Below are 25080 nucleotides of genomic sequence, written 5' to 3'. Positions count from 1 at the left end.
GAATCCGTTTACATAATTATCATTCTCCTTCAGAGTTTATTTAGCAATTCGTTCCTATTGTTTTAGAAATCTATGAGAATATAAAGATGGAAAAAATACATAGGTTTGCCCACTTAATGAGTCATACCCCCATTCGTTATTTCTGAAGAAATCCTTAATGAGAAACAAGAAAATATTTCCTGAATTTAATATATCACTTCATATTCGTGTTATGCAAATTATTAATTATTCTTTTGAAGTGAAAATCGAAAAGAAAATATTACCCAGAAATCAAGCAAATCTTTTTCTCCTTTGATGAAAACTCTTGTAGTCACCATAATATATGTTTCACTTTCTTTCTATTCTCTGTGAATTTGATTTTACCGTAAAAATTCCGTATAATCAAGTGTGAGGTGATAAAAATGAAAATAAAAAAAGCACGAGTAGAAATTCAAATGCCAGTTTCTATTTTAGAAAAAGTGGATATATATAAAGAAGAAAATAGTCTTACTACAAGGACTGCTGCAATATTAGAATTAATTCGTAAAGGGACAGAAAAAAAGTAGATTACATCTACAAAAATTCATCCTCCACCTACTCATATGTATAACTTAAGACGGGGACTTCTTCTTGAGTTCGTTTTAAAACTTGAGGTTTTTTTACAAAAATTCTTTTCAAAGGATATTATGGAATTATGTTCAAAGATAATATTGAAAGGAGTGGTACGGTTGAAATTAATAATTTATTTTATCATCATCACGTTGATACCATTGTTTATTCATATGAGATTAAAACAAACATATTCAAAGCATTTAAAGATAGGAATTTCTTCAAATCTTACTGGTGCTGAAGTAGCAAGAAAAATTCTGGATGCAAATGGTTTATACCACGTTCAAATAGAGGAAACAGAAGGTACTCTTTCGGACCATTATGACCCTAGTGTTAAAATAGTTCGTCTTTCTTCAGATAATTATTGGGGAAATTCAATAGCCGGGGCATCAGTTGCCGCTCATGAAGTAGGTCATGCAATTCAAGATGCAAAGAATTATTCATACCTACGTTTTAGACATTCTTTCGTTCCAGTTGCTAATATTGGTTCTGGATTATCTTTTCCATTAATCATTATCGGTTCTCTTCTAAGTTCTGCTAATCTATTATTATTAGGTATTGTAGCTATGGCATTAGCGGTTCTATTTCAAGTAATCACATTACCGGTTGAATTTGATGCTTCTAAAAGGGCTATGATTCAAATGGTCGAAACGGGTATTATTCAAAAAGAAGAAAAGAGCGGAGCAAAAAAGGTATTAAATGCGGCTGCTATGACTTATGTAGCTGCTACCGCAATTGCAGTATTGGAGTTATTAAGATTTGTTCTTCAATTTGTAGGAATGACTTCGAATGATTAATTGGATATAACAAAACAAATAAAAAAGGGTGGCTAATTATTATATTAGCTACCCTTTTTTATATATTGTTTCAACTTTTTTAACAATATTCTCTTCTAAAATACGCTATTTCATTATATAAGTTAACTAGTCTATCGCATTCTTCCTTATCACGATACGATTTAAAATCATAACCTCCTGATGAATTTTCCTTTCTCAACAGACCAATTTCTTGGTCCATATGCTCCAACATTTCGTCTACTGTCATATCCTTCATAGCTTTCATTTAAAAATCACTCCTTAACAATTTATATTAATTTTAATATATTTTATTAAAAATGGCGAAAAAACAAAAAAAGCTTCTTTACGAAGCTTTTTTGTTCATAGCTTTCAGAATTTGATTTACTTTCTTTTGAGACGGTTTTTGTCCCATTTGCATCATCATCATTTTTATCATTTCTTCATTTAGTGCTGGGTTTTTCTCAAGATATTTTGCTATCGCACTTTTTCCTGCGAAAAATCCACCAGCTACTCCTATTACAAATGAAACTACTCCTACAATTATAGCAGTCATCATAGTCATTGGTGCTGCACCTCTTTCGTTTTATATTCTATATTTATGATTATTTATTTTTTCCTTAATCCCTTTCACAGCATAGTGTTATATTTTTAATTTTAGGTTTTATATAAGAGAAAATCCAAAAACATAGAATAACCTATCGCGCATATTGATTTCTGGATTTTGTTTTTAAAAATTATCCTTTGTAGCACTTCTACTCCTATCAATTCTTTCCCCAACTAAAGACCAAAATGTAATCGTAAAAATATACTTTAGGAACAAAGGAACATCCTTGTAGGGTCCAATATTTTCAACGAACCACTCAGTTTTAGAGAGCCATAGAGGAGGGCTGGTAAAAAATAAAATCATATCTTTATTATCATAACCCATATAATTAATAATACATATGATTATTGAGATTACACTCAATATAAAAGAAATAGGTTTGAATTTAAAAAACATACAAATCACCTCATACTAAGCTTACCTCTTTTTTGCTACATCCCTTTCTAACAAAAAACACGCGGTTGCGTGTTTCATTGTTTACAATGTTCCATATTAACAAGTAACTCCGTAAAGTTCCTGTATAATCTCTTCTACATTTAGCTCCATGTCCCAGTAAATCTTTCTTTTTTCATACGAAGGAAATTCATAAAACTTTTGATTAGTATCCATTCTAAATAACCTTTTAGAAAGTTCTCCTCCCCTATTAAATGCCCATTTCGTTCCACCGGTAATAGGTGATGCATCATCTTTTACTGTTACAATTACAGAACATAACTCAGCTAACAATAAGTCTCTTTCAATTAGACGCTTAGAAAATTGACTCATACCTTTTTCTTCAGCATTCATTTCTTTCGCGGCATCTTTATATGGATAAATAATTCCACCACATTGTAGAATATCATCAGCAAGTTTTCGATTTTCTTTTGGATAAATAGCTTGTAATGAGGGTGTATTTACTATTGCAATCGTTTTTCCTCCTGCATCAACTGCACCTTGGTGCGCAGCTGTATCTATCCCTTTTGCTAAACCAGAAACGACAATTTTTCCGGCAGCTACCAATCTCTTTGCTAAATAATATGCTTGATTCAATTCTTCTTGTGTTGCATTTCGAGAGCCTACAATGGCTACCCAATTTTCTCGATTTGTAAAATCAATAGGCATACCTTTATAGATTAGTGAATTTATAGTTTTGTTCATTTTAACACCTCATTTTCTTTTATTATATAATTGAAAATTTGATTTGAATTAAAAAAAAGAAAAAAGTAACAAGTGGATGCACTCGTTACTTTTTAGTGAATTCTTGAATTTCTTTAGCTATTTGTTCAGTATCATTTGGAGTTTGTCTGATTCCAAAACCGATATAGTAAACCGAATTAGGCTTTCGGGGAATAACCTTTATAATATTCTCTGCTTCTGTCTCATGGAAAACTAGATTATAACTATTGAATTTTCCACCTTTAAAAATCGAGAGATATTTAATAAGTGTTTGTACCCATTCTACGTATTGGTACGATTCATCTTCCTTTTTCCAAGTTACATTAAATTCATAAAATTCCGCTCTAGGGATTTTAGAAACAGTTACTCGAATTTTTTCATTTTGATATACGGTAGGACCCTCTATAGAATCTTCTATTTCTTGATAATCATATGAAAGTTTATTTAGTCCGATAATCTGGGAATGACTGTGAGAAATACTGGAATCTGAATGGATACCGTGGTTTTTGAAAAAGATAACCTCTTTATATTTTCCCGTTTGTATCAATTTGTCTCTGCATTCAAATATGAATTTGAATAGTTGTGTAGCATATTCTAACGTGTAAGTAGCTAGACTCTCGCCGCAACGATTTGTTTCAACAATTAGTGTTTGATATGTATCTTCTAATAAAGGAAATTTATTTTTAGCCCAAAACATCTTTTTACGGTCTTCTAGCATAAGTCCGCTTTCAATAATTTGGGGCTTCGTATCATCACAAAACGGGCAAACGGTGTCATTATTTGTTACGGTATTTGGTTTACTTTTCGCTATTTTTGTATTTAAAGTAATATCGTATTTATGATTCATGTTGTCCCCTCCTGTATGATATTTTTAAATGCTTTATGGAAAATCCTATATTTTTAATGACTAATTTTGTATTTCTGGTCAAAAAAAACTCTAGTTTCATTAAACTAGAGTTTTTACTAACATTTTAATTCCGAAAATAATCTTTTATTTTTTAGATTTTAAACCATCATTCTTCTGCATTTCATCCATCTCAATAGCTCTAGTGTGCTTTGTAGGGTTCCAAGATTTATTTTTAAATGTAACGAGGGACCAAACAAACAGTGGTATATATGAGAGATTAAAGATAGCCATAGCGATGAAACTAGATAAAACGTTTAGTTTCTTCTTTGAATCTACTAAAATTGTATATCCAATATAGGTAAATTGGAACACCAACATCGTTACCCATAATTGCCACGGAAACATTGCTTGAGACCAGTTAGAATCTGTAAAAATAGAAATCCAAATTATGATTGCTGTTAAAGCATTTAATATGATTTTACCTGGGTTTATCAAGTATAATGCTCCATCAAATGATAAAACATCAAATTTAGTAATCGTTCTCCACAATAATCTAGGTGTATATCTGAAACAAACATCCCAATGACCACGAGCCCAACGTAAACGTTGTACACATGAAGCTACGAAACTTTGTGGTTTCTCATCATATACTCGCGCAAAATGGCACCATTTTGCTGGTACACCGCGAAGAAGACATTGCATAGTAAATTCTAAATCCTCCGTAAGTGAACGAGCAGTCCAACCTACTTCATGAAACAGCGTAGTGTCCACACAAAATCCTGTTCCACCAATAGCATTACCAAGTCCTAAACGATACTTAGCTAGTTGCCACGAACGATTCATATAATAATAACTTGCAGCATAAGAAAGACTTACCCAGTTATCATCAGGATTTTTAGAGTCTAAATAACATTGAACAAGTTTATCACCGTTCATTAAATGGTTGTTCATTTCTTTTAAGAAATTTAATGAAACCAAGTTATCGGCATCGAAGAATGAAATACCATCAAAATTCGTTTGCAATTTCACTCCGTAGTCATCAACCGCATATTTGATTGCATAAGGCTTACCTTTTGGCTCCCCCGGTGCATAGGTATGTTCAATAACCGTTGCACCTAAATTCCTAGCTATCTCTGCTGTTTTGTCATCACAATTATCTGCAATTACACAAACTTCATAAAGGTCCTTTGGATAATCTAAATTATTTAAGTTATCGACTAATTGACCAATAACAGCTTCTTCGTTATGAGCTGCCACCATTAATAAAAATCTTTTTTGTGGCTCATGTTCTTTTTGTTTCTTAGGTTTACCAAATCCAAAAACGCTTATAAATAACCAATAGAACCAAAAAAACAAAAGAAAATACTGCAAACCTCTTACGGATTCCGTAAGAATAGCTCCCCAATCCATGAAATATATCACCTCTTTTACGAAACCTTCCAGTTAAATCTTTGGTTGGAACTTATAACCCCATTGCTTTTCTCCAAGAAATCCAAATTAAACTAAACTCATTCAAAAGAATAATTATAGTTTAATAAGCGGATATAGCGATTTAAAAACAAGGTCATAGAGCTCTTGATACTCTTTACTTCTTTTTATGTATAGATAACCTAATACCTTTTTAAAAAAAGAAAACCTTATCAATGGATAAGGCTCGAACATCACATTATGGAATTTTATTTTGCTTCATAAGTAGGAGGAAACACTGTTGTTTCGCGGTATGTGGTCTACATGTGGTATGTGCTCCACATGTAGAATTAGAGTTTTTAAAAAAAAGAAGAGGAATCCCCTCTTCTAATTTTGGTTTGGATATTTCGGTCTTTTATGATTAGCCGGAATTAATTGTTTGATAAAGGTATCAATAACAATACTAATTTCTTTCATTGTTAATTCACATTCCCTTAATTGACCGTCTTCTACCTTTTGGTATAGAATATCCGTTAATTTTCTTTTAAATACTATTGGCTCTTCATACATGATTGAACGAGAAGAAGCTTCTGTAATGTCAGCCAACATAAGAATTCCCTCTTCCTTTGTAACAGGAAGTGGAGTTTGGTATTTAAAGTCTTCAACATTAGTATCCGGATTGTTTTCTAACTCTTTATGATAGAAGTATTTTACTAAATCATCACCATGATGTTTTTCAATCAATGAAAGTATTTCTTCCGGTAATTTGTATTTACGACAAATTTTCACGCTATCTATCGGATGCTGTTTAATAAAGGCAGCACTTTCCTTTGGTGTTAGTGTATCATGCGGATTCGGAGCATTTGTTTCAATTAAGTTTTCAATAAAATACGAAGGGTTTTCTAACTTACCAACATCATGATATATTGCTCCCGCTTTTAATAATAACCCATTTGCACCTATTGCATCAGCAGCTGCCTCAGCTAGGTTCCCTACACGTAATGAGTGTTGTAGAGTTCCTGGTGCCTCATTGTTCAAACGTTGATATAGCTTGTTATTTGGGCTTGTTAGCTCATGTAGCTTTAGAGATGTCACAACTCCAAGCATTTTTTCTAAATAGCCAAACAGACCTAATACAATCAAAGATGCCACAATAGAACCAACGAACATAGGGATTAAATCTGATATGACAATAGGTAATCCCAACAAGAATTGTAGAACCAGTTTTGACACAACAAGAGCAGTACCCATAACTAATCCAAAGTTCAGAATCGTATTTCTATCACTTTTTGGATTATGACCCAATGCTTGTACAACACCAAGAACAGCAGCCATTGTTAAGAAAGAATAATCTCCAGGATGTATTAACATTCCTAATGCAATCGCATATACAATGGATACAGAAGCACTTAAGAATGTTGTTATCATAATCAGTGAAAGAACTAACACTCCATAGGTAAAGTATTCCCATTGGAAAAGATTCACTAGGAAAGTTGATACCAGAGCTACAATGAAAACAAATGAGTATAAACGTTGATTTTTAATTTCTTTATTACTAAATTTGAATAAGAATAAATGTAAGCATGTGAAGATTAAAAGTGTAAAAGGAAGTTTAGACATAGCTTCTTTTATGTCAAACTTATCATTAATTAATCCCGCCGCTTTTAATGCTTCGTATTCTTTATTTGTAATAACTTCGTTTTTCCCAACAATTCTTTCTCCACGTTGAATTGTCTTTGTTACAGGAGTTACCGTTTTTAACGCCTCTTTTTGCTTAGCTGTTGTTTCTTCTTTACTCAATATAAAATTAGCTTCTAATTGCGAAGACATTTTATTTAAGAGAAGATTTCTTACAACTTCATCGTAATGATAAAAAATTGCGTTGTTTACAAACTTTTTCTTTTGTTCTACTAACTTATCTTCTGTAATTCCATTTAAATAGAAATTTTCTAGTTCTTTAGAGAACACTTCTTTCATACGATTTAGGTCAATTATTTCTTCATCAAAGAAAGAAGCTAACTCGCCTCCAGAAAATTGATATGGATTGTATACAGCTTTAATATATGCACTTTTATCAATTTTTACATTCCCAGCAAGAGTTTTGGATTCCTCAATTGTATCCTCTAGTAACCTTTTTTGTTCGATTACACTAGAAAGGAAATCTCTTAACCTTTTTACTTGTTCTTGTTCAACTTTTGGGTTCATTTCATATATAGCTTGAACCTGTGAAAGAACTAATTCTTTTTGTTTTTTTGTTTCTTCCTCATCTACATACGTAACTGTTTGAGGAGATAAAATAACTGCGTCACTTAACTGTCCCTTTCCTAAATTCATAAACATCGTCTTAGTTGTGTAATAAGACATAGTTGTCAAAATAGAAACGATAAGGATAGTTAAAATGTACTTATAATGAAATACCTTCAAAGGTGTCCCTCCCTAAAATGTTAAAACAGGCAACAACAACCAGAATCTTTCTTCTCATCTATTCACCTATTTTAGCAATTTTGTTTTAAAAAAGATGATATTTCTTATTTTTTTTAAAAGTTTTTTCTTCTTTTTGTCGTTTTACTTAATAGTAAGGAGGCAAAAATCGTGTCAAATTATAGAACTAAACGTAGAAGAAACAGCATGTATCTATTTCTCTTACTTGTTGTTACATCTTTAATGGTTATTATTACTTTCCAGAAAAAAATATTTCCGCATATTTCGAAGGAAATATTAAATGATATGCACATCAAAGTAGATTCAATCAACAACTCTACTAAACAAGAAACAATAAATAAAAATGCTGCGGAAAACATAGAATCTCCAGTAGTTGTTGTGCGCAATGATAGTGTTTTATTAAATGGTGAGCCGTACAATCTGATAAGTTTGGATTCATTTCATGATTTTTTACAAACACCTATTCATAAAACGAATTCTATTCAAAATGTACTCGTAACAGAATTAATACAAAAACAAGATGAGTACAACAATCCTACAAAGATATTAAAAGAGATACAAATCGACTATAATAATCTTCTTTTATTGCAAACAACAAGAGAAAAAACAGATGAACAAAACAGCAAATTGATTCAGGAGCTGTATTTAAATCCTGATGCGACATATGTTTCATCATATAAAAATGACAAAAACAATAGTCCGAAAAAAAGTAATAAAAAATATGAACACAAAGGAAAACTAAATAAAGAAAATTTACTTGAATCATCTACGAATCTCAATAAATACGACAGTCCTTTTCACTTAGTTAGGTCTTTAGGGGACAATGTTGGATTTTTAGCTGGTGTAAATGAAAAGAATGTTATTTTATTAAAGAAAAATAACCGGGAATATTTTGACGTTGTTCAAGAAGAAATTGTCATCTATTACTTTGATAAACTTAGTAAATTGCCTATAAAGGTAATTGAATATAAGAAAAACAAAGATGGCGAAAAGAAAACTGTTACCAAAAAGCAGATTGTCTATAGTAAGTGGAATGAACTTGAGAAAATTAGTAAACCATTTGGAATTGATTTTTAACTTTTATACGAGATTTCTTTTTATTTCATGCAGCGGTGTTCTTTCCAGAAGTGATAAAAAATATTTATCATCCGAAAAAGAAATCGTTACTTTTAGCGAATGAAAAAAGTTTAACCATAACTATGGAAAGGAGCGGTTACGAATGAGAAAAAAAGGTCATAAATACCTAGTATTTTACACATCAGAAGAACAGTTTGCGATTAATATAAATGATATTGTTATCATCGAAAAAGTTGATTGCGAACAAGGAGATAGATTCGATAAAAGAATAAGAAAAGTAAATTCCTATCCGGATTACATTGAAGGAGTTTTTGCATATAAAAGACGCATTATTCCTATTGTCGAATTTGAGTATTTTCTGAGTGGACGAAAAATGATAAGACACGAAGAAAATAAAATTATCATCATCAAGGGTAAGGAAATTGATTACGGAATTCTTGTCAGCGATGTTCACTCTATTATAGAACTCCAGCCGGATACCTTTGTTCATCTTTACAAAGAACACCCTATTTTAATGACAGAAAAACATGGAGAAATATATATCATTCCGGATTTAGAAGATATACTAAGTGCGAAAGACATGAGAGATATTTTTCGAAACATAAAGAATGAAAAAAACTATTAACATATTGATGATAAGAGCTTCCCTTATTTACGGGAAGCTCTTATTTTTGTGTATACGTATATTTTATTTGTTAACCTTACTGCTGAAACAATTCCAATGAAGAACAAGGATTCTGGACTAAAGAATCGATAAGATATTAACATAATCACATAAAAAATAACTCTTAACCAAAGTCGTTTTCTCCCTAACATCAGCGGAGCCAATATAATCACATCAACAAAGTAAAATATAGAGCTGTCCACTATTTTATTACTTAGAAATAAATGATACCCCAATAAGGAAATGAAAATTAAATACTGTGATATGACTAAAAAGATTGTCAACAGAGGTCTTCCATTCCATTTTTTTATGATTTGTTCCAATGCATTGTAATAACTTTCAGGATATTGCGGTTGATTCCAATTAAAAATACTTTTCATTTGTTCATCCGATGCTGGTGGATATAATTCTTTTGGATGCGTCACTTTATATAAATGTATATCCTGCATGATTTCTTTTCTTTTTTTCAATTCTTTTGCTATGAATTGAGTAACCCATAAAAAATACAAAACGTAAATAAACGCATATATAAAGATGATGACGTACCAATTACAGTATTGAAGCAAGAAATCAGACATAATACCTAATCCCTTTTGTATGAGCAATATAACCTCCATCACGCTTCCCCTTCCCTATTCTATATAAAAGTTGAAGTCCCAATATCTATAACGAACAAATGTCATTCTGCTAAATAAAAGGGACAAGGAAGTAAAACGGGAAAAGAGTAATAAACAAACAAATAAACATGTGGAGGGAAAATAAATAGTGTTGTATGAAAAAGAAATAGCAAAAGACCACTATTATTCAATTATAAATAAAGAAGATTATAGTTATTTTTTAATAACGTGTGCTTTTGAAGATTATAAAAAATTATCTAAGAATGAATTTATTATTTTAACTGTAAAGTGGAAAAAAAAGGTGAAAGAAAACATTCATTTAGATGATGTAGGATATGCCTTGAATGGTGGCAATATTTTCGTTGTTGTTGATAATCAAAGAAGACAGGGATTTTTAGAGGAAATTTCTAAAATTTCATTTACAAAAGCAAATAAATCTAGTATTTATTCAGAAGTAATAGAACTAAATAAAGATGAAATTCGAACAATTATGTTTTAAAGCTACTCTTTTTTAAGAAAAGAGGTGTGATTATGGGAACCACCGTTTTACGAAAAGAATTAATCCTTATCAACTTTATAACTGATGAGTATCGTTTTTATAATATCGAAGTAGAAAGCCTTTCTTATAATAAACTACAAGTTATTTTTCATCATGGAAAACTAGGAACAAAAGGTACGAAACATATGAAAAATACTACTAGTTACAAAGAAGCTATGGCACTTGCTTATAAGAAATTTTATGAGAGAAAAGAAAAAGATTATCATGAAAGAGAAGATTTGATGGGTTGGTTAGGTCAATCAGCCACAACAAAACAGAATAAAGATGATGTTCAAAACAAATCTAAACCTAATACACATCATGATTCAAGTAAATATCGTTGTGATATTTGTAATAAGCAAATTAAAAAAGGAATTTATGATGAAATCAATAAATGGGGTCGTGGTGGCGGCGGATGGGATAAAGATAAACATTCTGTTACTTATAAAAAGGTATTATGCATAGAATGCCAATGGGCACATGATATCTTTAAAAAGCGTTTATAAAAGGAGTGGATGATATGCTAAAAAAAATAATCATTTCTCTGTTTGTTGTGCTTTGTATTGGAGCAATAGCAAGTTTTTATATAACGAATTCAGAAGCTAAAAAAGTAATCAAAGAAAATAAGATTTCAGAAGAACAATCTTCTTTGCAAATCGTTACCCTTGGAGAACGAATAGAAAGTGATAAAATTTACTTTATTCAGTGGGAATCCTTAAATAAAAAGGCTCAAACAGAAGCGATAAAGAAACATAAAATATTTATGTTCAGTCCGAAAGAATTTCAGGACAAAAAGAATGCTGAGTTAATTAAAGAGCTAATAAAAAATCAAAAAACAGTTTTATTCTATGGGTATAGAATGAATGTAAAAGATATATTAGACTCTGCAAATAACCCAATACCTTATTTAGAAATAAAATCTTCAAAGCAAATTTACCATTACTTATATGGTTATGGCTATTCTGATGAAGCACAAAGAATGTTGCCAATTACTATTATGGGAAATTTCACTAAAGATACAATGAACATACATCTAAGTGAATACTTAATTAAAACTTATACTAAGAAATAATGAAAAAGCAGAATATCCAAATGGAATTTTCTGCTTTTTCTATGAAATACTTTGTATCATATGAAGCCAATCCGGTGCGACATTTTCTTCTTCCTCCCTTTTTCTTTCGATATAGTCCTTCAAATGAACTAAAGTTAATTTCTTATTACCAAATAACATTTTCGTTTTAAGATATGTTTCAATAATTGATAAGTCTTTCTCTGTTAATAGAAATGAACCTAAAGGAGTTTGATGCAGCGGATAAACCACATGAATTTCTCTAAGTGTTTCAGAAAGTTGCATAGGTGTCATTGAAAAAAATGGCGCTATTTGTTTTGGTTTAAACATCTTCATCTCCCCTTTCGCCCTTTTGCTAAGAAATTATAACCTCTTTTTTCACTTTTTCATAAAAATACCGTAACTTTTTATAAGAAATAATTTGATTTTTACGAAAACCAATGTTATAAACTGTCAAATTAAGAGAGGTGAAAAGAATTGTTTAACAAGAATACACTTAAAATTATTTCTGTTGCGGCTATCTCAGCTTCTTTATTGACTGGTTGTTTTTCAGATGAAAGAGATACCATAGTTGCTAATGCAAAAAAAGAATATGCAAGTGGTAATTATGATAAAGCTAGAGAATATTTTGAACAAGCTAAACGCATGCAAGATTTTAATGAAAAAGAAGCAGATTTAACCAGAGAATATCAAGATTCAGTGAATCAAGCATACATCCAATATAAAAACAACGGAGATTCCCAACGTGAATCAAAAAACTTTGCCGAAGCAGTGGACAATTATGAAAAAGCTTATGCTTTATTTTCCGAAGATGAAGAATTTAAACAAGTTATTCAAGAAACAAAGGCATTACTAGCAGAACAAAATAGTTTTGATAAATACCTAGATTTTATCAATCCTATGATTACTGATTCTAATGTACTATTAAGAGGCTTTAACAAAGACATTGATGCAAGAGTGGTTGGTTCATTATCTCAGGCTGATTTTATAAGTCACCTCAAAACACTCATTCCTAAATCAAGCGATATCATAGCAAGAGTCGACGATGGGTTTACTAGTGTTGATGGAGACCTTTCTCCAATTCATCAAATTTTACTTGATTTAATCCAATATCAGCATAGAACATTTGTTATGGCTCTAGAAGGAGCTAAAACACAAGAACTAGCAGAAAGATATATTGTTATCAAACAAAAACAGACTCAATTAATACAGAGCCTACAAGACTATGCGAATCAAAAACAAATCGGTTATAAAGTAACTACAACTGAAAAGGAAAAAGATGCTGCGGGAACAAAGCAAACAGAAAAGTAAGGATTCATTTCAAAGATACATTAAAAAAGGTGTAAGGGCGGTTAATCCTTACACTCTTTTTTATGCCTTTTATTATCAATATTTTCCTTTAGGATTATAAACTTATTTTTACAAATGACAGTTATTGATTTTCGAAAGGATAGGTAGCTGTTTTGGATAAGCATGAACCATTATTTGAGTTTTTACCTCAAGACATCATTGTAAGTTGCGTAGAAAAAGCATTTAAAAACTTAAATTCAGGAACTTTTGGAGAAAAATCCATTCGCACTATGACTCTTAGTAAACAAGTGATTTGTGGTATTTTTCATGAATTGATTGTAAATGAAATTGCTCATTTACCTGATTGGTACCCCGGAAAACAAGGAGAAGAAGCTGATATTGTTCATTTTGATGGCTTACAACTGCAAGTAAAAACAAGCACAAGTTTTGAAGGAATAGCAGGCAACAGATACGCATCACAAAATGAATATAATGACCCTTCGGAGTTTTATTTGTGTGTTAATTTCATCCCTTTTAAATGTATTACAAAAATCCGTGCTGGTTTTGTAGAATCTGATTCCTGGAAACCACAAACGGGAAAAGGAAACGCTGCAACGCTAAGCTTAGAGTGTTTAAATGCAATGCCTTTTTTAAAAGGTTCTTATATTGAAGAAATCCTTTTATCATCTATAAAAGGTATTGGGAAAAGCACTTTAGCGAAATTGGGTGAAATTCAGAAATTATATCACTTAAAAAATCCAGAATTTTATCATAAAGCAAAATCTATTATTCCAACTAAATCTTGGAGTGAAATAGAACCCTTATTATCTTATTTGAAATAATAACATCAAAAAAAAGAGTGAAGACCATTTATAGGTCTCCACTCTTTTTACTTTTTCCGAAAATTTCTAATGCAGCTTTGATAATAATAAGCATCACCAAACCAATAAACAATCCAAATGTAATAGAAATAACGCTTCTTCCAGCTGATGCAATCATAGGCGTATGGAAATGTGTAAATGTATTAAATACAGATGCAAAACCAACCGTAACGAATGGCAACGCTAGTCTCGTCCATTTGCTGTCTTTCCATAATCCAACCATAAGCATTAATAATGGAAAAGCAAAGAATATTTCTTTTGTACGCGGTCTCCAAGGAAGTGAATCCTCTAACCATCCTCTTAGCATTTCTTCAAATGGTAATAAAGTTCCTCCATTACCAGAACGGCTCTCATAAAACATAAGGAATGCCCCTAATACTGCTATAACAACAACATCGATAACTCTTATTTTATGGAAAGCTACCTTTTTCAAGGAAACAGACTTCCATAGTGATGCAATTAAAAACAATCCTACAATGATTGGCGGTATAGATAGCGTTAAGCTTACGCCTTTAAATGGTTCGATATATGTAACGTTTGGAATTCCGTGATTCATACTTATTAAGTAAGAAATCCCTATTACATAAAGACTTGCGATTGGAGCAAACAAATCCTTTAGAATATTTAATTTGCCTTTTGCCTTTTTATCTAAAGTGAAATAAGTATGTAAAGAAGCCCATACCGGTAATAGAATACTTAATCCTAAAGATGCTACCGGGATTAAAATACCTTTAGAACCAGATAGATAACCCATTACTACCATTAACGTTCCTGAACCAAGAGCTAAAGGGAATAGCTTATTTAAAATAGGATTTTCATTGTTTTTTACTGCTGTATATAATGCTAAACAGAATAAATAAATTGCTCCTAAAAGGGATGCAATAATTCCGATTTTAGATAATAAAGGATTTTCTTTTTCTACAAATGGCGCAGCTTGTCCTGTTTTAAATCCAGAATTTTTTATTGCTTTATCAATTGTATCAATTGAATCCCCTAATCTATCAACGTACTCTTTGTCTGTTTCATCGCTCTTTTCATAGAATGGATTGATATAGAATAATCGAATGTTACGCTCTTTTGCTGCTTTTGCAATCATTCGTTTCATTTCTACTGGGCTCATTCCTTCTAAATCATCTTTTGAAACAGAGTGAGCTCTTACAATATTATAATCAGAATCAACCGCGTATTCTTTTGCACCTTTTTGTCTATCTTCTGATGTAAATGACTCTACAATTCCCACTCCAGTTTGTTTCCAAAGTGAATGAGTTTGTACTGTTTCTTTACCCTTTTCATCTTCTGAATACCCTTCTGCTTCGCTTCCTAAGAATACGACTGGAGATAGTTTTGATTTTTTATCCCATTCTTTTAACTGCTTTTCAATAATTGGATATCTGTCGCCCCACTCGTTACTGATTCTTGGAATGATATGATAGGAATCTTTTAGTTCTTTATAATCACTTTCTAAATAAAGCATTGGAGCTTTATATACGTCAGATAATTTTTTATTAATTTCAATGACCTGGGTATCTTTAACCGTATATATTTTTGTTTCTCCTAAGGCGCTTTTTTCAATAGTGCTTATTATTTCTTTTTGTTTCTCACCAGCAGGAACTAATACATATGTATCATTTCTTACAATAGAAATATTATGATTTTGGCTCCATAGATTTCTTTCTAAATTAGAACCATTCATTACATAGACTAAATTTCTGTTTTCGAGTTCATATAGACTATTTTCAGTAAAACCAATTGATGTTACTCCATTTTTTTGTAGAGTTTTATGAATTTGGTTTTCAAAATTTGCTTCTCCGCCTTTAGCGTTCAAGTAAATTTGTTTGTAATCCACCGCTATTTCAACGGTGTTCGAACTATTCTCTGTCTTGTACTTGGTTACAACGTTTGGGATAGATAGACCAAATGTTGTAACAACCCCAGCCACAAGAAGATGTTTCATCCATCTTTTCAATTCAATTCCACCTTTAATTTAAAATCATAATAAGAAAAGCATGTAAATTGCGGCAGCTCGCTCCCATGAGTCATTATATAAAATTGACGAATGAAAAAGGGCTTTTTCGCAAATAACATGCTTAATATGCTTAATATTTATTTTTAACTGTTGTATATGTATTGGAAAATTACCAATAAAAGAACAAAAATCGTAATAATAGCCCAAGTTGTTAAAAACGGAATTAGAATACCTAGCGTTGCAAATGATAGACTAATAGAATAAATAATTAAAACCGCTTTTCTTTGACTAAATCCACGTTTTAATAACCTATGATGTAAATGATGTTTATCTGGTGCAAATAGTGGTTTATGATTATATTTTCTACGAATCATAGCATACAGTGTATCTAATATAGGAATTGCCAATAATAAGATTGGAACCATAACTCCTAATAATGTAATCTGTTTCAATTCCTGCACAGTCAACACCGACAAGATAAATCCTAAAAACATAGACCCCACATCACCCATGAATATTTTGGCAGGATGAAAGTTGAAAATTAAAAATCCAACAAGGGATGCTACTAATAATAGAGCTATAATACCAGTTTGAGTCTGCCCAGCTAAGAAAGCGATAATAGAAATAGATAAGGCTGCTATCCCTGAAATACCACCAGCTAAACCATCTAATCCATCCACTAGATTAATAGCATTTGTTATTCCAATAATCCAGAATAACGTAATTGGCACGGCAAGTATCCCTAATTGGATGAAATCATCCGAAAAAGGATTTGAAATACCAACTACTTTAATATTAAAAACGATAACCGTTGTAGCTGCTAGAACTTGACCTATAAACTTTTTCATAGGACTTAATTCAAGTTTATCATCAACAATTCCAGTAATTGCAATAATCGTACCACCAATTACTAAGGAGAAGAAGAGATTTTCTCTTCCTGCAAATATATCTGTACAGAAATATGACAAGGTAATTCCTAGTACAAAGCTACCGTAAATAGCTAGCCCACCAAGTCGCGGAATTATCCTTGTATGAACTTTTCTTTCATTGGGTTTATCTATAAACCCAAATTTTACTGCGAATTTTATGACCAACGGTGTTGTAATGATACCAAACAAAACCGTTGTTAATAATATTAACCATGTGTTCATATTCATAATGTATGCTCCCTTACGATTAAGGAATGCAAGGGAGGTATCAATAAGATACCTACATTTTCCCTCCTTTGCTTCCAACAAAACATATCGACCTAGTATGATAATCCTTGATTATTTGTGTTTTTCTTTTATTTTTATTTTTATTTTTCCTCTTTTGTTGAAGATGGCTTTTTACTTATCCCAAAAGAAACAAGAATAACCTTGAAGCCAAATTTAAACAAAGACAGTTGCCTTTTAATTCTTTTTGGATTCGTTACTAGTCTGTAAAACCATTCCATCCCTAGTTTTTGATAGATTTCAGGGGCTCTTTTTACATTTCCAGAAATCACATCAAATGTTCCTCCAACACCAATAGCAACTTTAGAATTCAGGTAGTTTTTGTGGCGATATATGAATTCTTCTTGTTTTGGACTCCCCAACGCAACTAATAATAAGTCTGGCTTACATTCATTAATTTCTTTTACAATCCTTGCTTCCTCTTCTTTTTTGAAATAACCATCTCTATAACCAAGAACTTGCACATTAGGATACTTACTTTCGATATTGATAACTGCTTTTCGAATTGTATCGCTATCTGCACCTAGGGCATATAACCGAATTGGTTTCGCTTGCCTTTTTCTTGTTTCAAACAGCGAAATTACTAAGTCATATCCAGTTACTCTCTCTTTAATATTCCCACCTAGTAGTTTACTAGCATATACAATCCCTATTCCATCTGGAGTTATTAATTCAGCCTTTTTCGATATTTCTTTAAAATTTTCATCATTCATGATTTTTAATGCTATTTCTGGATTTGCAGTAATAACATGCGTTAATTTTGTATATTTCTCATCTATAATATTTGATAAATGTTTAGTCGTTTGTTTTAACGTATCATCTGAAAATGTAATCCCCATTATATCGGACAAATAAATCACTCCTTATTTATTCTTATTTGTAAGTTTTTCATCTTTTCTTATCTTTCCTCTAAACAAAAAGGAGTTGCCCTGTATTGGACAACTCCCTGTTCGTTTGGAATTAATTTGTTTTACTATGTGATTCTACAAATTCTTTGAATTTGTCACCTAAAAGACTCATATCTACCTTTGTAGACTTATCTTTATATGCTATGACTACTGCTTCTTCGCCTTTTTTACCTGTAAGGCTAAGACTTGTCGTTTTCACAACGTAAGAGCCATCTGGCTTTTCTGTGTATTTTGCATTTACCATTTCTTTATCAATAATCGGTTGCAGCGTTTTTTGATAATATGTAGTAGCCTCTTTTGTTACTTCTTGCCCAGTTTTAAGCATCTTGTCTGGACTTACATTAAAGAAAACAGCCGCAATAATTGCCACAAAAGCTAATCCTAAGGCTAATTTTACTAACCCTCTTACAATACTAATTACAGCCGTAATCACAATTAGAGATACAATAGTTGCGATAATTGGACTACTTTGAAAAAAATTCGTGATAAAATCCATTAAAATTCCCTCCTAAATTAAAAATTAACTTGTATTGAAATCATATCTATTTATTTTTATTAGTTTTTTAGAAAAAACCTCATTTATCTGATTAGAGCGAAATGAATCTCCCAAAAACATCTAAACCTTTTCTGGATATTGTATGTTCCATTTGATTTTTGTTATTTTATCAGAGTTTTAAATCTTTTGTATGTATTTATAGATTATTTTCTCTTCCAAGTTACATGACGAACTAATTCAGAATTTTGCTTTGAAAGGTTACAAACACCAGTAATTCTTGTTAAAATAACAATGGAACTGAATTTTACTATGTACCAAGGAGAAAATAAAATGACAAATCGAGAAATTGATAATTTAGTAGCAGAAAAAATTCTAGAATGGGATGAGAAGGATTTTGCAATGATGGCATTGTTAACAGGTACAAATCCTGATTTTAGTCCTTCAACTAGAATGCAAGATGCTGAATTAATTAAAATAAAATTAAGTGATAACTTTACGTTTGAGTTAAATACAAAAGGAAATGATAAAGAAGCTATTTTTTGGTCAAAAGACACTGAAACTGGATTTGGTGGTTCTGATGAAACAGAAGCAATGGCTATTTGTTTAGCTGGCTTGAAAGCTGTTGGTACAGACTTATCAGAAGTTGCATAGAAATAACTCTATTGATTTTTTTAGTGAAAGGAATCATGCAATGAAAAAGTTAACAACAGGTCAAATGATAGACTGTTTAGGATTAAATGATACAGCAGTAAATCAAGATGGATATATAGTTGGGTATGACCATAAGGGTAATCTTCTACTTTGGAGTAAAGGAGAAGAAAAACCAAAAAACAAAGAAAGCAATGAATTTAATGTTTACTTTCCCTGGATTAAGAAGGATTTATGGGAAGTTAATTATTGCTTTGTGGGTTATGAAGAGGCTATGGAAGCACATGCAAAAGAAAAGAAAACTATTATCTATGTCCATGACGAAGAAACACGATACAAGTTTGTTCATGGGGAATATGGTCATTTTCAGAAGCTTGCAGATGATGGAATTGGACTAAGTGAATTAATCACGGGAAAATGGATTATCAAACAATAATCTTATAATATATAGTATGTAAATTCAGAAGAAAATAAATATAAAAAAACAGTAGATTTAATTCTACTGTTTTTTACTTTAATTATTAAAGCGCAGGACGTGGATTCTCTGCATACCACCCAGTTTGGGACCAACTGTACTGCCAAAAATGATTGGCTTTTTCGTCGCTATGATAACAGCTCATATCACTTTGGTCATCTATTGGTGTGGAACCCCCACCGCCATTATCAACCTTAGAACCATTATCTTGATTTCCCCAATTATCTTTATTGTATTCACAATAATTTAGCCAATCTATGTTCTTTCCTGGATTATATGTCCAATCAGAACCATTAGCATCTGTAATGACTCTTCCTGAGCTCTGAACAGGTTTTCCATTGTGAGTGGGCACTTGTTTAATTGTTTTGATTGGTGAAATTGATTTTCCATTTATATTTCTATCATTTCGACCAAAATATACTAGATAGTTTTTCCAAGGTCCTTGATTATCAGCTCCGTTATCTTCATTGCCGACCGTTTGATATTCCGTTCCAATATCCTTTTGAACACGTAGTTGCGTATTTTCAGTTACATTTACTAATAAGTTGTGTTCGCCTGGGTTCATATATGGAACTCTATCTTTAGGAATAATGTTTTTAGATTTTTTATTTACGTTATAAGTATCCTCTACATTTCCTTTAAATGTTACTTCATCTCTTGTTCCGTTTGGATTCAATGTTTCATTTTTATCTCCTTTTGGAAAATAAAATTCTATCTCACGACAATTCTTTTTGTAATCTAGAAATTCTTTTTCGTAACAAGTTTCTGGGATATCATAAATAATCGTTCCTTGGAATAGTACAGTTTTATCCTTGTATTGTACATTATCAAAATCAGAAGTAAACTCTGAGCCCCTCTTAGGTTCTAATACATAAAAATCATACTTCACTTGTGAAGCAAAATATCTAGCTCTATAAGTATTATGATAATAACTGTTGTATCCTATTTGATAAGGACCCCTAATGTATTGAGATGGTTTCGGAGCAACCGTTACATGCTTATCGTCATATGGATAAGATAAGAAAATATCTTTATCACTTGGTTTATCTTGAGCTTCAAATTGCATATCTGTATCAAATTTTTGAGTTATCCCTATAATTTCAGTCCCGTTTATGTATTCAGGTGTAGTTGTAATATTGTAAACAGGCATAGGGTCTGGAAGCAATCGATATTTTAAATAATAATAAGGTTCAATCCCTCCTTCTACTGAAGTAGACGGGAATCTTGGATAGGAACCTATGCATAAATCATATATCTTATCAATTAAATTTCCATTTTTATCAGTCCCGTTAAATTTCGTTCTATCATTATCAACAGCTAATCTGTTTTCATCCCTTGTGAAATCTACCGCTCTACATTGGGTGTTTTGAGGAACTTTTAATTTATCTCCAGGTAGTGTTTCTTCCCCTTCTGTTGGAGGTGTATTATCCTCTTCATAGTTTATTGTCACATTGTATGAATACAAGTCACGATAAGCTGTTTCAGTTCCGTTTTTGTAAACTATTCCTTCATAATTTTGTGTATAAGTTGTTTCTTGTTTCGTCCAAGACCAATATGTAATATAAATAGGATATAAGGTTGTTATTCCTGGAACCCATTCAAATCCAATCAAATTACCATAATCATTAACACCATAATAACGACACTTATGGTCAGACTTAGGAGCATTATAACAATCTTCCCAAGAGTTATATCTTCCCCATATATGTGAGTATACCCCTCCTGCCTGTTCCCAAGGCACAGGGTTTTCTCCTGTGTAATTCACATAAGTTCCTGAGGTAAACCAGCTTAAAACGTGGTCCCAAGCAGAATCTATGCGCATCGCAGATAATACTGAAGTTCTAGTCCAATACCCTTTTGGAGTGGGACTAAAAGAAGGCTGTTGCCATTCATTCCTAATAAAGTTATAGTACACATCTTGGGGACCCACTTTTCCTGTTGTATAATTTGACCAAGATAATGTATTAGAAGTATAAGTTCCCTTTTTATTCAACTTCCCTGAATAACCACTTCCATCACTGAAACGAATAGAGTTAGGAAAGGTATTACTAGAAGTTTGACTTTGAGATTGCGATACATATTTAGAATGCTTATAAGGAGCTTCATATGCCTCTTTGTTTGTTGGTTTACCACCATTTACGTTTATGGTTACGTTACTACCGTTTGCAGTGTAAGATACAGTTCCGTTATCTGTTGTTACAGATTTTATTTTGTAAAGGTTTGGTATATTAATAGTTTGACTTCTAGAATTACTTTCATCTTCATCAAAATTCACAACCTGAGTTGAATCTGTAGACGCTTGAACCGTATTTACGTCTAAAAAACTAGCGAAAACTGAAAATGATGCAATAACAGCACCCATTATTTTTCTTTTTCTTTTCATAATCCACCTCTCTTCCATCTATAATTAACTAAAAACATAGTTCGTTTTTTGAATCAAATCCTTTTCCTTTTAATAAACCAATTGAAAAAATCACTGCAATGATAAATGGAAAAGAACATAAAGTTTTTTTCATACAGCACCCCCTATTAACGTTCTAAACCTAAATTAAATTTATCCTATCATAATTGTTTTTTTGAAAAAATCAACTATTTAAGGAAGAAATAACTCTACAAAGGGAGCACTTGTGGAGCACAAGTGGAATTTTTCTGTTTCATTCCTTGCTAAACGGTTTTTCTTCTAACGAACTGTAATGAATGGACAAAAAATCCTACAAGTATTCCACAACTATCCTATATTTACGCATAAAAAAAGACCCCTCAGGGCTTATCTGAAGGGCTTTCTATTTCTCAGTCTTTAATTTGTAAGTTCCGAAACTTATTACCGTAGGAAGAATTGTAACAAGCAGTAAAATGGTTGTTAAAATAAAAAACTTTGTATATTCTCCAAGAACAAGACTGTTTACAGGCTTTTGTATTGCTGTCAGTACAAATAATCCTCCTATAAATCCTACAAGTGCTAATACTCCTGAAAGGACATAAGATATCGAAGAAGTCATATTAGCTTTTCGGAAGAATTTAAAATGAATCACTGATACTATAGTCGTAGCGAAAAAATTTGCAATCATCACAAACATAAATAGAATCATAGCGGTAAGTTCTAACAACATATGAAATACCTCGTTTCACAATTAAATGATAACGCTTTATTTGTTTGGATTTTTAAAATTCCTTTTATGGACCTATTTCCATAAAAAAAGACCACTAATAAATCGATATTAGTAGTCTGTTGCTTTTATAGTGACTATTTGTCGTTTGTTGTGGCTTGTAAACCTCTAATGAAACTATCAGATGCTACTGCATCCGTAATTTTTTCATTTAATGATGCTATTTTGAGAGAAGCACCTTTATAATCGCCACGAGACACATCTTGCTCTATCCATTTTAGAATATTCATAATGTCCCTTGTATCATCCATTATTCTCAATTCCTGTGCGTGTATTAGGTTTTCTTTTTCCTTGTTCATTCAAAACATCTCCTTTGATTTTTGTTTTTGTGAAATTGAAAGATGGCACATAGCAATTACATAAATTTTACATCGATTACTTGAACCTGTAAATTACTCTACATGTAGAATAATTATATAGTTAATCAAGTTCTACACCATCATCTAAGAAACTAGATTCATATTCTTCTTTACACATTGGATTTAAACATCTCCATTTTGTTAGTCCCTTTTCTACTAGAGACTCTTCCTCACAGCTTGGACATATTCTGTCCCCACCAATAATCCAACTCTTTACATATCCATATAGCAAACTTAAAAGTGTTGCTGCTTTAGTAGGTGTTAGTCCAATCCAATTGTCATCATAAATCTTATCAGTGTAGCAAATTAAATCTAACTCGATTCCATCTCCTTTTGGTCTTAAACCCATTGTACGTTCTATGCCTTTTGAAAACACGCTAATTTCTTCCCAATAAGCTTGCTGTTCTTTTTCTATCGGTTTCCCCCATAGTTGCATATAGAATTCTAATTCTCTAATTACTTCACATGTGGAGTTTTGGGATAAACTCAAAAACATTCGATTGTTTTTCTTTTCTTTACAATCTTTAAAAGTTAATATTACAGCTTTGTTGTCCTTTCGATTACTAATGACTAACAAACTTTCTTTGTTTTCTCTGTCCATACCTTTAATTGTTTTTTCTTTCGTTATATTTGTAGCCATGCGTATAATACTCTCCTTTTGGAATAGGTACTAGTTATTCCAATTTTTAATATTCTAACATGTTATTACCTATATTTGTTAAAAGTGATTATAGTTCTTTTTCGTTTAAGATTTTATGCGCAATAAAAAAGACCGCTAAATTAGCGGTCCTCTTTCGGCTTTGTGGTACTTCCAATACCACCTGTACGTTTTTCTGTTGGCACAATTTCATTTTCTGCCTTGTAGTATGGGATACTTACCAACTCTACAAGAGGAGTTCCTATCTCTAAAGTTATATCCTCTTCAGTAACGTTATCAAAACTAAAGAAACAATGTCCCTCATTCTCAGCTAAAATATAATCTGAATCAATTATCGGCGTCCCATTTGAATATGCAAATCGAAGCTCCCCTTCTGGAACAAATCCACCTAAGAATGAATCCGAGGCAATCTTAAATTTCCATCCCGAAGCCAACATCACACGTTTCCCTTTTTCGATAAAAATAGGTTCCCCAAGAACTAATTGAACGCCGTTACGGACTTCTTTAATAGATAGAGCAGTTGGGATTGCACCTTGTAGGTCCCCTACTTGTTCTGGAACAAATGGTAAGTAGGATTCTTCTTTGTCTACAATTACAAATTGTAGGAAGTGCATCCCCTCTTCGATTGTGAAGTCTTCTTCTCCTACATTTCGAAGTGTGATAACTTGTTGTTTGTTAGGAATATCTTGTTCAAGTTCTAAAAAAGGAACAATATCATTAGCATTTACTAATCGTAAATTCTTTTTCATTCCAATGCTGCTACGCAGGAAGATAAATGCACGATTTTCATCCGGATTAAAGTCAATTCCAGCAGGTAATGTGATACGAGCTTCTTGCCCAGAAAGAATTTCTATATTTTTATTTGAAAACACGTCATATCCAGCGCTATATTCTGTAGAACGACGTGGAATTTTAACATCCTCAAACTTAGTAACAATACGAATAGCCATTTTAATAATCATCTCCTTATGTATGTAAAAAACATATAACAAGTATGTAACGAGTATATAATAAGTGTGTAATTGATATATAATGTGTATATACACAGTGTATATTATATATGAATTATGTATGTTTTGGGCGAAATTCTGGATATTTCTTCATGGTCTATATGAAACAATTTCCCGTGTGAAACATATCGGAAATAAGAAGTTTGTTTCTACATAATTATTTAATCAATTCTTTTGTAACATCTTCCTTCAACTAGCACTTC

28 protein-coding genes are annotated in these 25080 nt (G+C 31.7%); 11 read left to right on the top strand and 17 right to left on the bottom strand.

The annotated features are described in order from the left end of the window. Window positions 1–401: 401 nt before the first annotated feature. Together PDL00_RS00920 and PDL00_RS00915 are read left to right on the top strand one after the other, a co-directional pair. The gene (locus PDL00_RS00920) at window positions 402–545 is read left to right on the top strand and encodes a hypothetical protein (RefSeq protein WP_270725473.1); all 144 of its coding nucleotides are present in this window, start codon (window positions 402–404) and stop codon (window positions 543–545) included. Window positions 546–665: 120 nt separating this feature from the next. Next, window positions 666–1385, top strand: a complete 720-nt coding sequence (locus tag PDL00_RS00915; RefSeq protein ID WP_270725471.1) for a zinc metallopeptidase — start codon at window positions 666–668, stop codon at window positions 1383–1385. A 79-nt stretch (window positions 1386–1464) separates the two neighbouring features. Here PDL00_RS00915 and PDL00_RS00910 read toward each other — a convergent pair whose 3' ends face one another. The 6 genes from PDL00_RS00910 to PDL00_RS00885 all read right to left on the bottom strand — a co-directional run bounded on the left by PDL00_RS00910 (window position 1465) and on the right by PDL00_RS00885 (window position 7822). After that, window positions 1465–1650: a hypothetical protein gene (locus tag PDL00_RS00910; protein ID WP_098879595.1), complete on the bottom strand. Its 186-nt coding sequence runs from the start codon at window positions 1648–1650 to the stop codon at window positions 1465–1467. 78 nt (window positions 1651–1728) lie between these two features. Then, window positions 1729–1947 carry a YneF family protein gene (locus tag PDL00_RS00905; RefSeq protein ID WP_098517393.1) on the bottom strand — a complete coding sequence of 73 codons (219 nt, stop codon included), beginning with the start codon at window positions 1945–1947 and terminating at the stop codon, window positions 1729–1731. A gap of 534 nt (window positions 1948–2481) precedes the next feature. After that, complete coding sequence (locus PDL00_RS00900) at window positions 2482–3126, bottom strand: DNA-processing protein DprA (RefSeq protein WP_270725465.1); 645 nt, start codon at window positions 3124–3126, stop codon at window positions 2482–2484. An 85-nt stretch (window positions 3127–3211) separates the two neighbouring features. Beyond that, window positions 3212–3991: a DUF4931 domain-containing protein gene (locus tag PDL00_RS00895; protein ID WP_270725463.1), complete on the bottom strand. Its 780-nt coding sequence runs from the start codon at window positions 3989–3991 to the stop codon at window positions 3212–3214. Between the two features lie 144 nt (window positions 3992–4135). Further along, complete coding sequence (locus PDL00_RS00890) at window positions 4136–5401, bottom strand: glycosyltransferase family 2 protein (protein ID WP_098517391.1); 1266 nt, start codon at window positions 5399–5401, stop codon at window positions 4136–4138. A 384-nt stretch (window positions 5402–5785) separates the two neighbouring features. Next, window positions 5786–7822 carry an HD family phosphohydrolase gene (locus tag PDL00_RS00885; RefSeq protein WP_098007224.1) on the bottom strand — a complete coding sequence of 679 codons (2037 nt, stop codon included), beginning with the start codon at window positions 7820–7822 and terminating at the stop codon, window positions 5786–5788. Window positions 7823–7990: 168 nt separating this feature from the next. Between PDL00_RS00885 and PDL00_RS00880 the strand changes: the two genes are divergently transcribed. Together PDL00_RS00880 and PDL00_RS00875 are read left to right on the top strand one after the other, a co-directional pair. Continuing rightward, complete coding sequence (locus PDL00_RS00880; protein WP_270725459.1) at window positions 7991–8917, top strand: hypothetical protein; 927 nt, start codon at window positions 7991–7993, stop codon at window positions 8915–8917. A 142-nt stretch (window positions 8918–9059) separates the two neighbouring features. Continuing rightward, window positions 9060–9542, top strand: a complete 483-nt coding sequence (locus PDL00_RS00875; protein WP_270725457.1) for a chemotaxis protein CheW — start codon at window positions 9060–9062, stop codon at window positions 9540–9542. 23 nt (window positions 9543–9565) lie between these two features. Here PDL00_RS00875 and PDL00_RS00870 read toward each other — a convergent pair whose 3' ends face one another. Further along, window positions 9566–10198: a hypothetical protein gene (locus tag PDL00_RS00870; protein ID WP_270725455.1), complete on the bottom strand. Its 633-nt coding sequence runs from the start codon at window positions 10196–10198 to the stop codon at window positions 9566–9568. A 148-nt stretch (window positions 10199–10346) separates the two neighbouring features. Here PDL00_RS00870 and PDL00_RS00865 point away from each other — a divergent pair, with 148 nt between their 5' ends. The 3 genes from PDL00_RS00865 to PDL00_RS00855 are packed head-to-tail and all read left to right on the top strand — an operon-like array spanning window position 10347 to window position 11808. Continuing rightward, window positions 10347–10697 (top strand): hypothetical protein, encoded by a 351-nt coding sequence (locus PDL00_RS00865; RefSeq protein WP_270725453.1) that lies wholly within the window; start codon window positions 10347–10349, stop codon window positions 10695–10697. 32 nt (window positions 10698–10729) lie between these two features. Then, entirely contained in the window at window positions 10730–11242 is a 513-nt protein-coding gene (locus tag PDL00_RS00860; protein ID WP_270725452.1) for a WGR domain-containing protein, read from the top strand. Between the two features lie 14 nt (window positions 11243–11256). Continuing rightward, window positions 11257–11808: a hypothetical protein gene (locus tag PDL00_RS00855; RefSeq protein ID WP_098006241.1), complete on the top strand. Its 552-nt coding sequence runs from the start codon at window positions 11257–11259 to the stop codon at window positions 11806–11808. 39 nt (window positions 11809–11847) lie between these two features. Here the strand turns inward: PDL00_RS00855 and PDL00_RS00850 are convergent, their stop codons facing one another. Further along, window positions 11848–12135: a hypothetical protein gene (locus tag PDL00_RS00850; protein ID WP_098006239.1), complete on the bottom strand. Its 288-nt coding sequence runs from the start codon at window positions 12133–12135 to the stop codon at window positions 11848–11850. A 147-nt stretch (window positions 12136–12282) separates the two neighbouring features. On the opposite strand from PDL00_RS00850, the gene PDL00_RS00845 reads away from it, so the two are divergent. Further along, a complete protein-coding gene (locus PDL00_RS00845; protein WP_270725449.1) occupies window positions 12283–13116 on the top strand; it encodes a hypothetical protein in 834 nt (277 codons plus the stop codon). Between the two features lie 152 nt (window positions 13117–13268). Then, complete coding sequence (locus PDL00_RS00840; protein WP_270725447.1) at window positions 13269–13937, top strand: ScaI family restriction endonuclease; 669 nt, start codon at window positions 13269–13271, stop codon at window positions 13935–13937. 28 nt (window positions 13938–13965) lie between these two features. On the opposite strand, the gene PDL00_RS00835 is transcribed toward PDL00_RS00840, so the two are convergent. From PDL00_RS00835 to PDL00_RS00820, 4 genes are all read right to left on the bottom strand, one after another. Further along, on the bottom strand, window positions 13966–15942 hold the full coding sequence (locus PDL00_RS00835) for a DUF5693 family protein (protein WP_270725444.1): 1977 nt from the start codon (window positions 15940–15942) through the stop codon (window positions 13966–13968). A gap of 143 nt (window positions 15943–16085) precedes the next feature. Then, window positions 16086–17099: a glycosyltransferase family 4 protein gene (locus PDL00_RS00830; protein ID WP_098006231.1), complete on the bottom strand. Its 1014-nt coding sequence runs from the start codon at window positions 17097–17099 to the stop codon at window positions 16086–16088. 140 nt (window positions 17100–17239) lie between these two features. After that, a complete protein-coding gene (locus tag PDL00_RS00825; RefSeq protein WP_098006228.1) occupies window positions 17240–18007 on the bottom strand; it encodes a WecB/TagA/CpsF family glycosyltransferase in 768 nt (255 codons plus the stop codon). A gap of 109 nt (window positions 18008–18116) precedes the next feature. Continuing rightward, a complete protein-coding gene (locus tag PDL00_RS00820) occupies window positions 18117–18560 on the bottom strand; it encodes a hypothetical protein (protein ID WP_098006226.1) in 444 nt (147 codons plus the stop codon). A gap of 330 nt (window positions 18561–18890) precedes the next feature. Between PDL00_RS00820 and PDL00_RS00815 the strand changes: the two genes are divergently transcribed. Both PDL00_RS00815 and PDL00_RS00810 read left to right on the top strand, forming a co-directional pair. Further along, a complete protein-coding gene (locus tag PDL00_RS00815) occupies window positions 18891–19211 on the top strand; it encodes a BC1872 family protein (RefSeq protein ID WP_270725441.1) in 321 nt (106 codons plus the stop codon). A 40-nt stretch (window positions 19212–19251) separates the two neighbouring features. Further along, window positions 19252–19644, top strand: a complete 393-nt coding sequence (locus PDL00_RS00810; protein ID WP_270725439.1) for a hypothetical protein — start codon at window positions 19252–19254, stop codon at window positions 19642–19644. Window positions 19645–19729: 85 nt separating this feature from the next. Here PDL00_RS00810 and PDL00_RS00805 read toward each other — a convergent pair whose 3' ends face one another. The 5 genes from PDL00_RS00805 to PDL00_RS00785 all read right to left on the bottom strand — a co-directional run bounded on the left by PDL00_RS00805 (window position 19730) and on the right by PDL00_RS00785 (window position 24817). Continuing rightward, window positions 19730–22066, bottom strand: coding sequence for a hypothetical protein (locus tag PDL00_RS00805; RefSeq protein WP_270725437.1), 2337 nt, complete (start codon window positions 22064–22066; stop codon window positions 19730–19732). Window positions 22067–22466: 400 nt separating this feature from the next. Further along, window positions 22467–22793 (bottom strand): hypothetical protein, encoded by a 327-nt coding sequence (locus PDL00_RS00800; RefSeq protein WP_270725435.1) that lies wholly within the window; start codon window positions 22791–22793, stop codon window positions 22467–22469. A 134-nt stretch (window positions 22794–22927) separates the two neighbouring features. Beyond that, window positions 22928–23149: a hypothetical protein gene (locus PDL00_RS00795; protein ID WP_270725433.1), complete on the bottom strand. Its 222-nt coding sequence runs from the start codon at window positions 23147–23149 to the stop codon at window positions 22928–22930. Between the two features lie 121 nt (window positions 23150–23270). Continuing rightward, the gene (locus PDL00_RS00790; protein WP_270725431.1) at window positions 23271–23849 is read right to left on the bottom strand and encodes a hypothetical protein; all 579 of its coding nucleotides are present in this window, start codon (window positions 23847–23849) and stop codon (window positions 23271–23273) included. 140 nt (window positions 23850–23989) lie between these two features. Then, entirely contained in the window at window positions 23990–24817 is an 828-nt protein-coding gene (locus tag PDL00_RS00785; RefSeq protein ID WP_270725429.1) for a hypothetical protein, read from the bottom strand. Window positions 24818–25080: the final 263 nt, after the last annotated feature.

The sequence above is a fragment of the Bacillus cereus group sp. TH152-1LC genome, assembly GCF_027710505.1.
GTDB lineage: Bacteria > Bacillota > Bacilli > Bacillales > Bacillaceae_G > Bacillus_A > Bacillus_A mobilis.
This window is presented reverse-complemented; position numbering and strand designations above follow the sequence as displayed.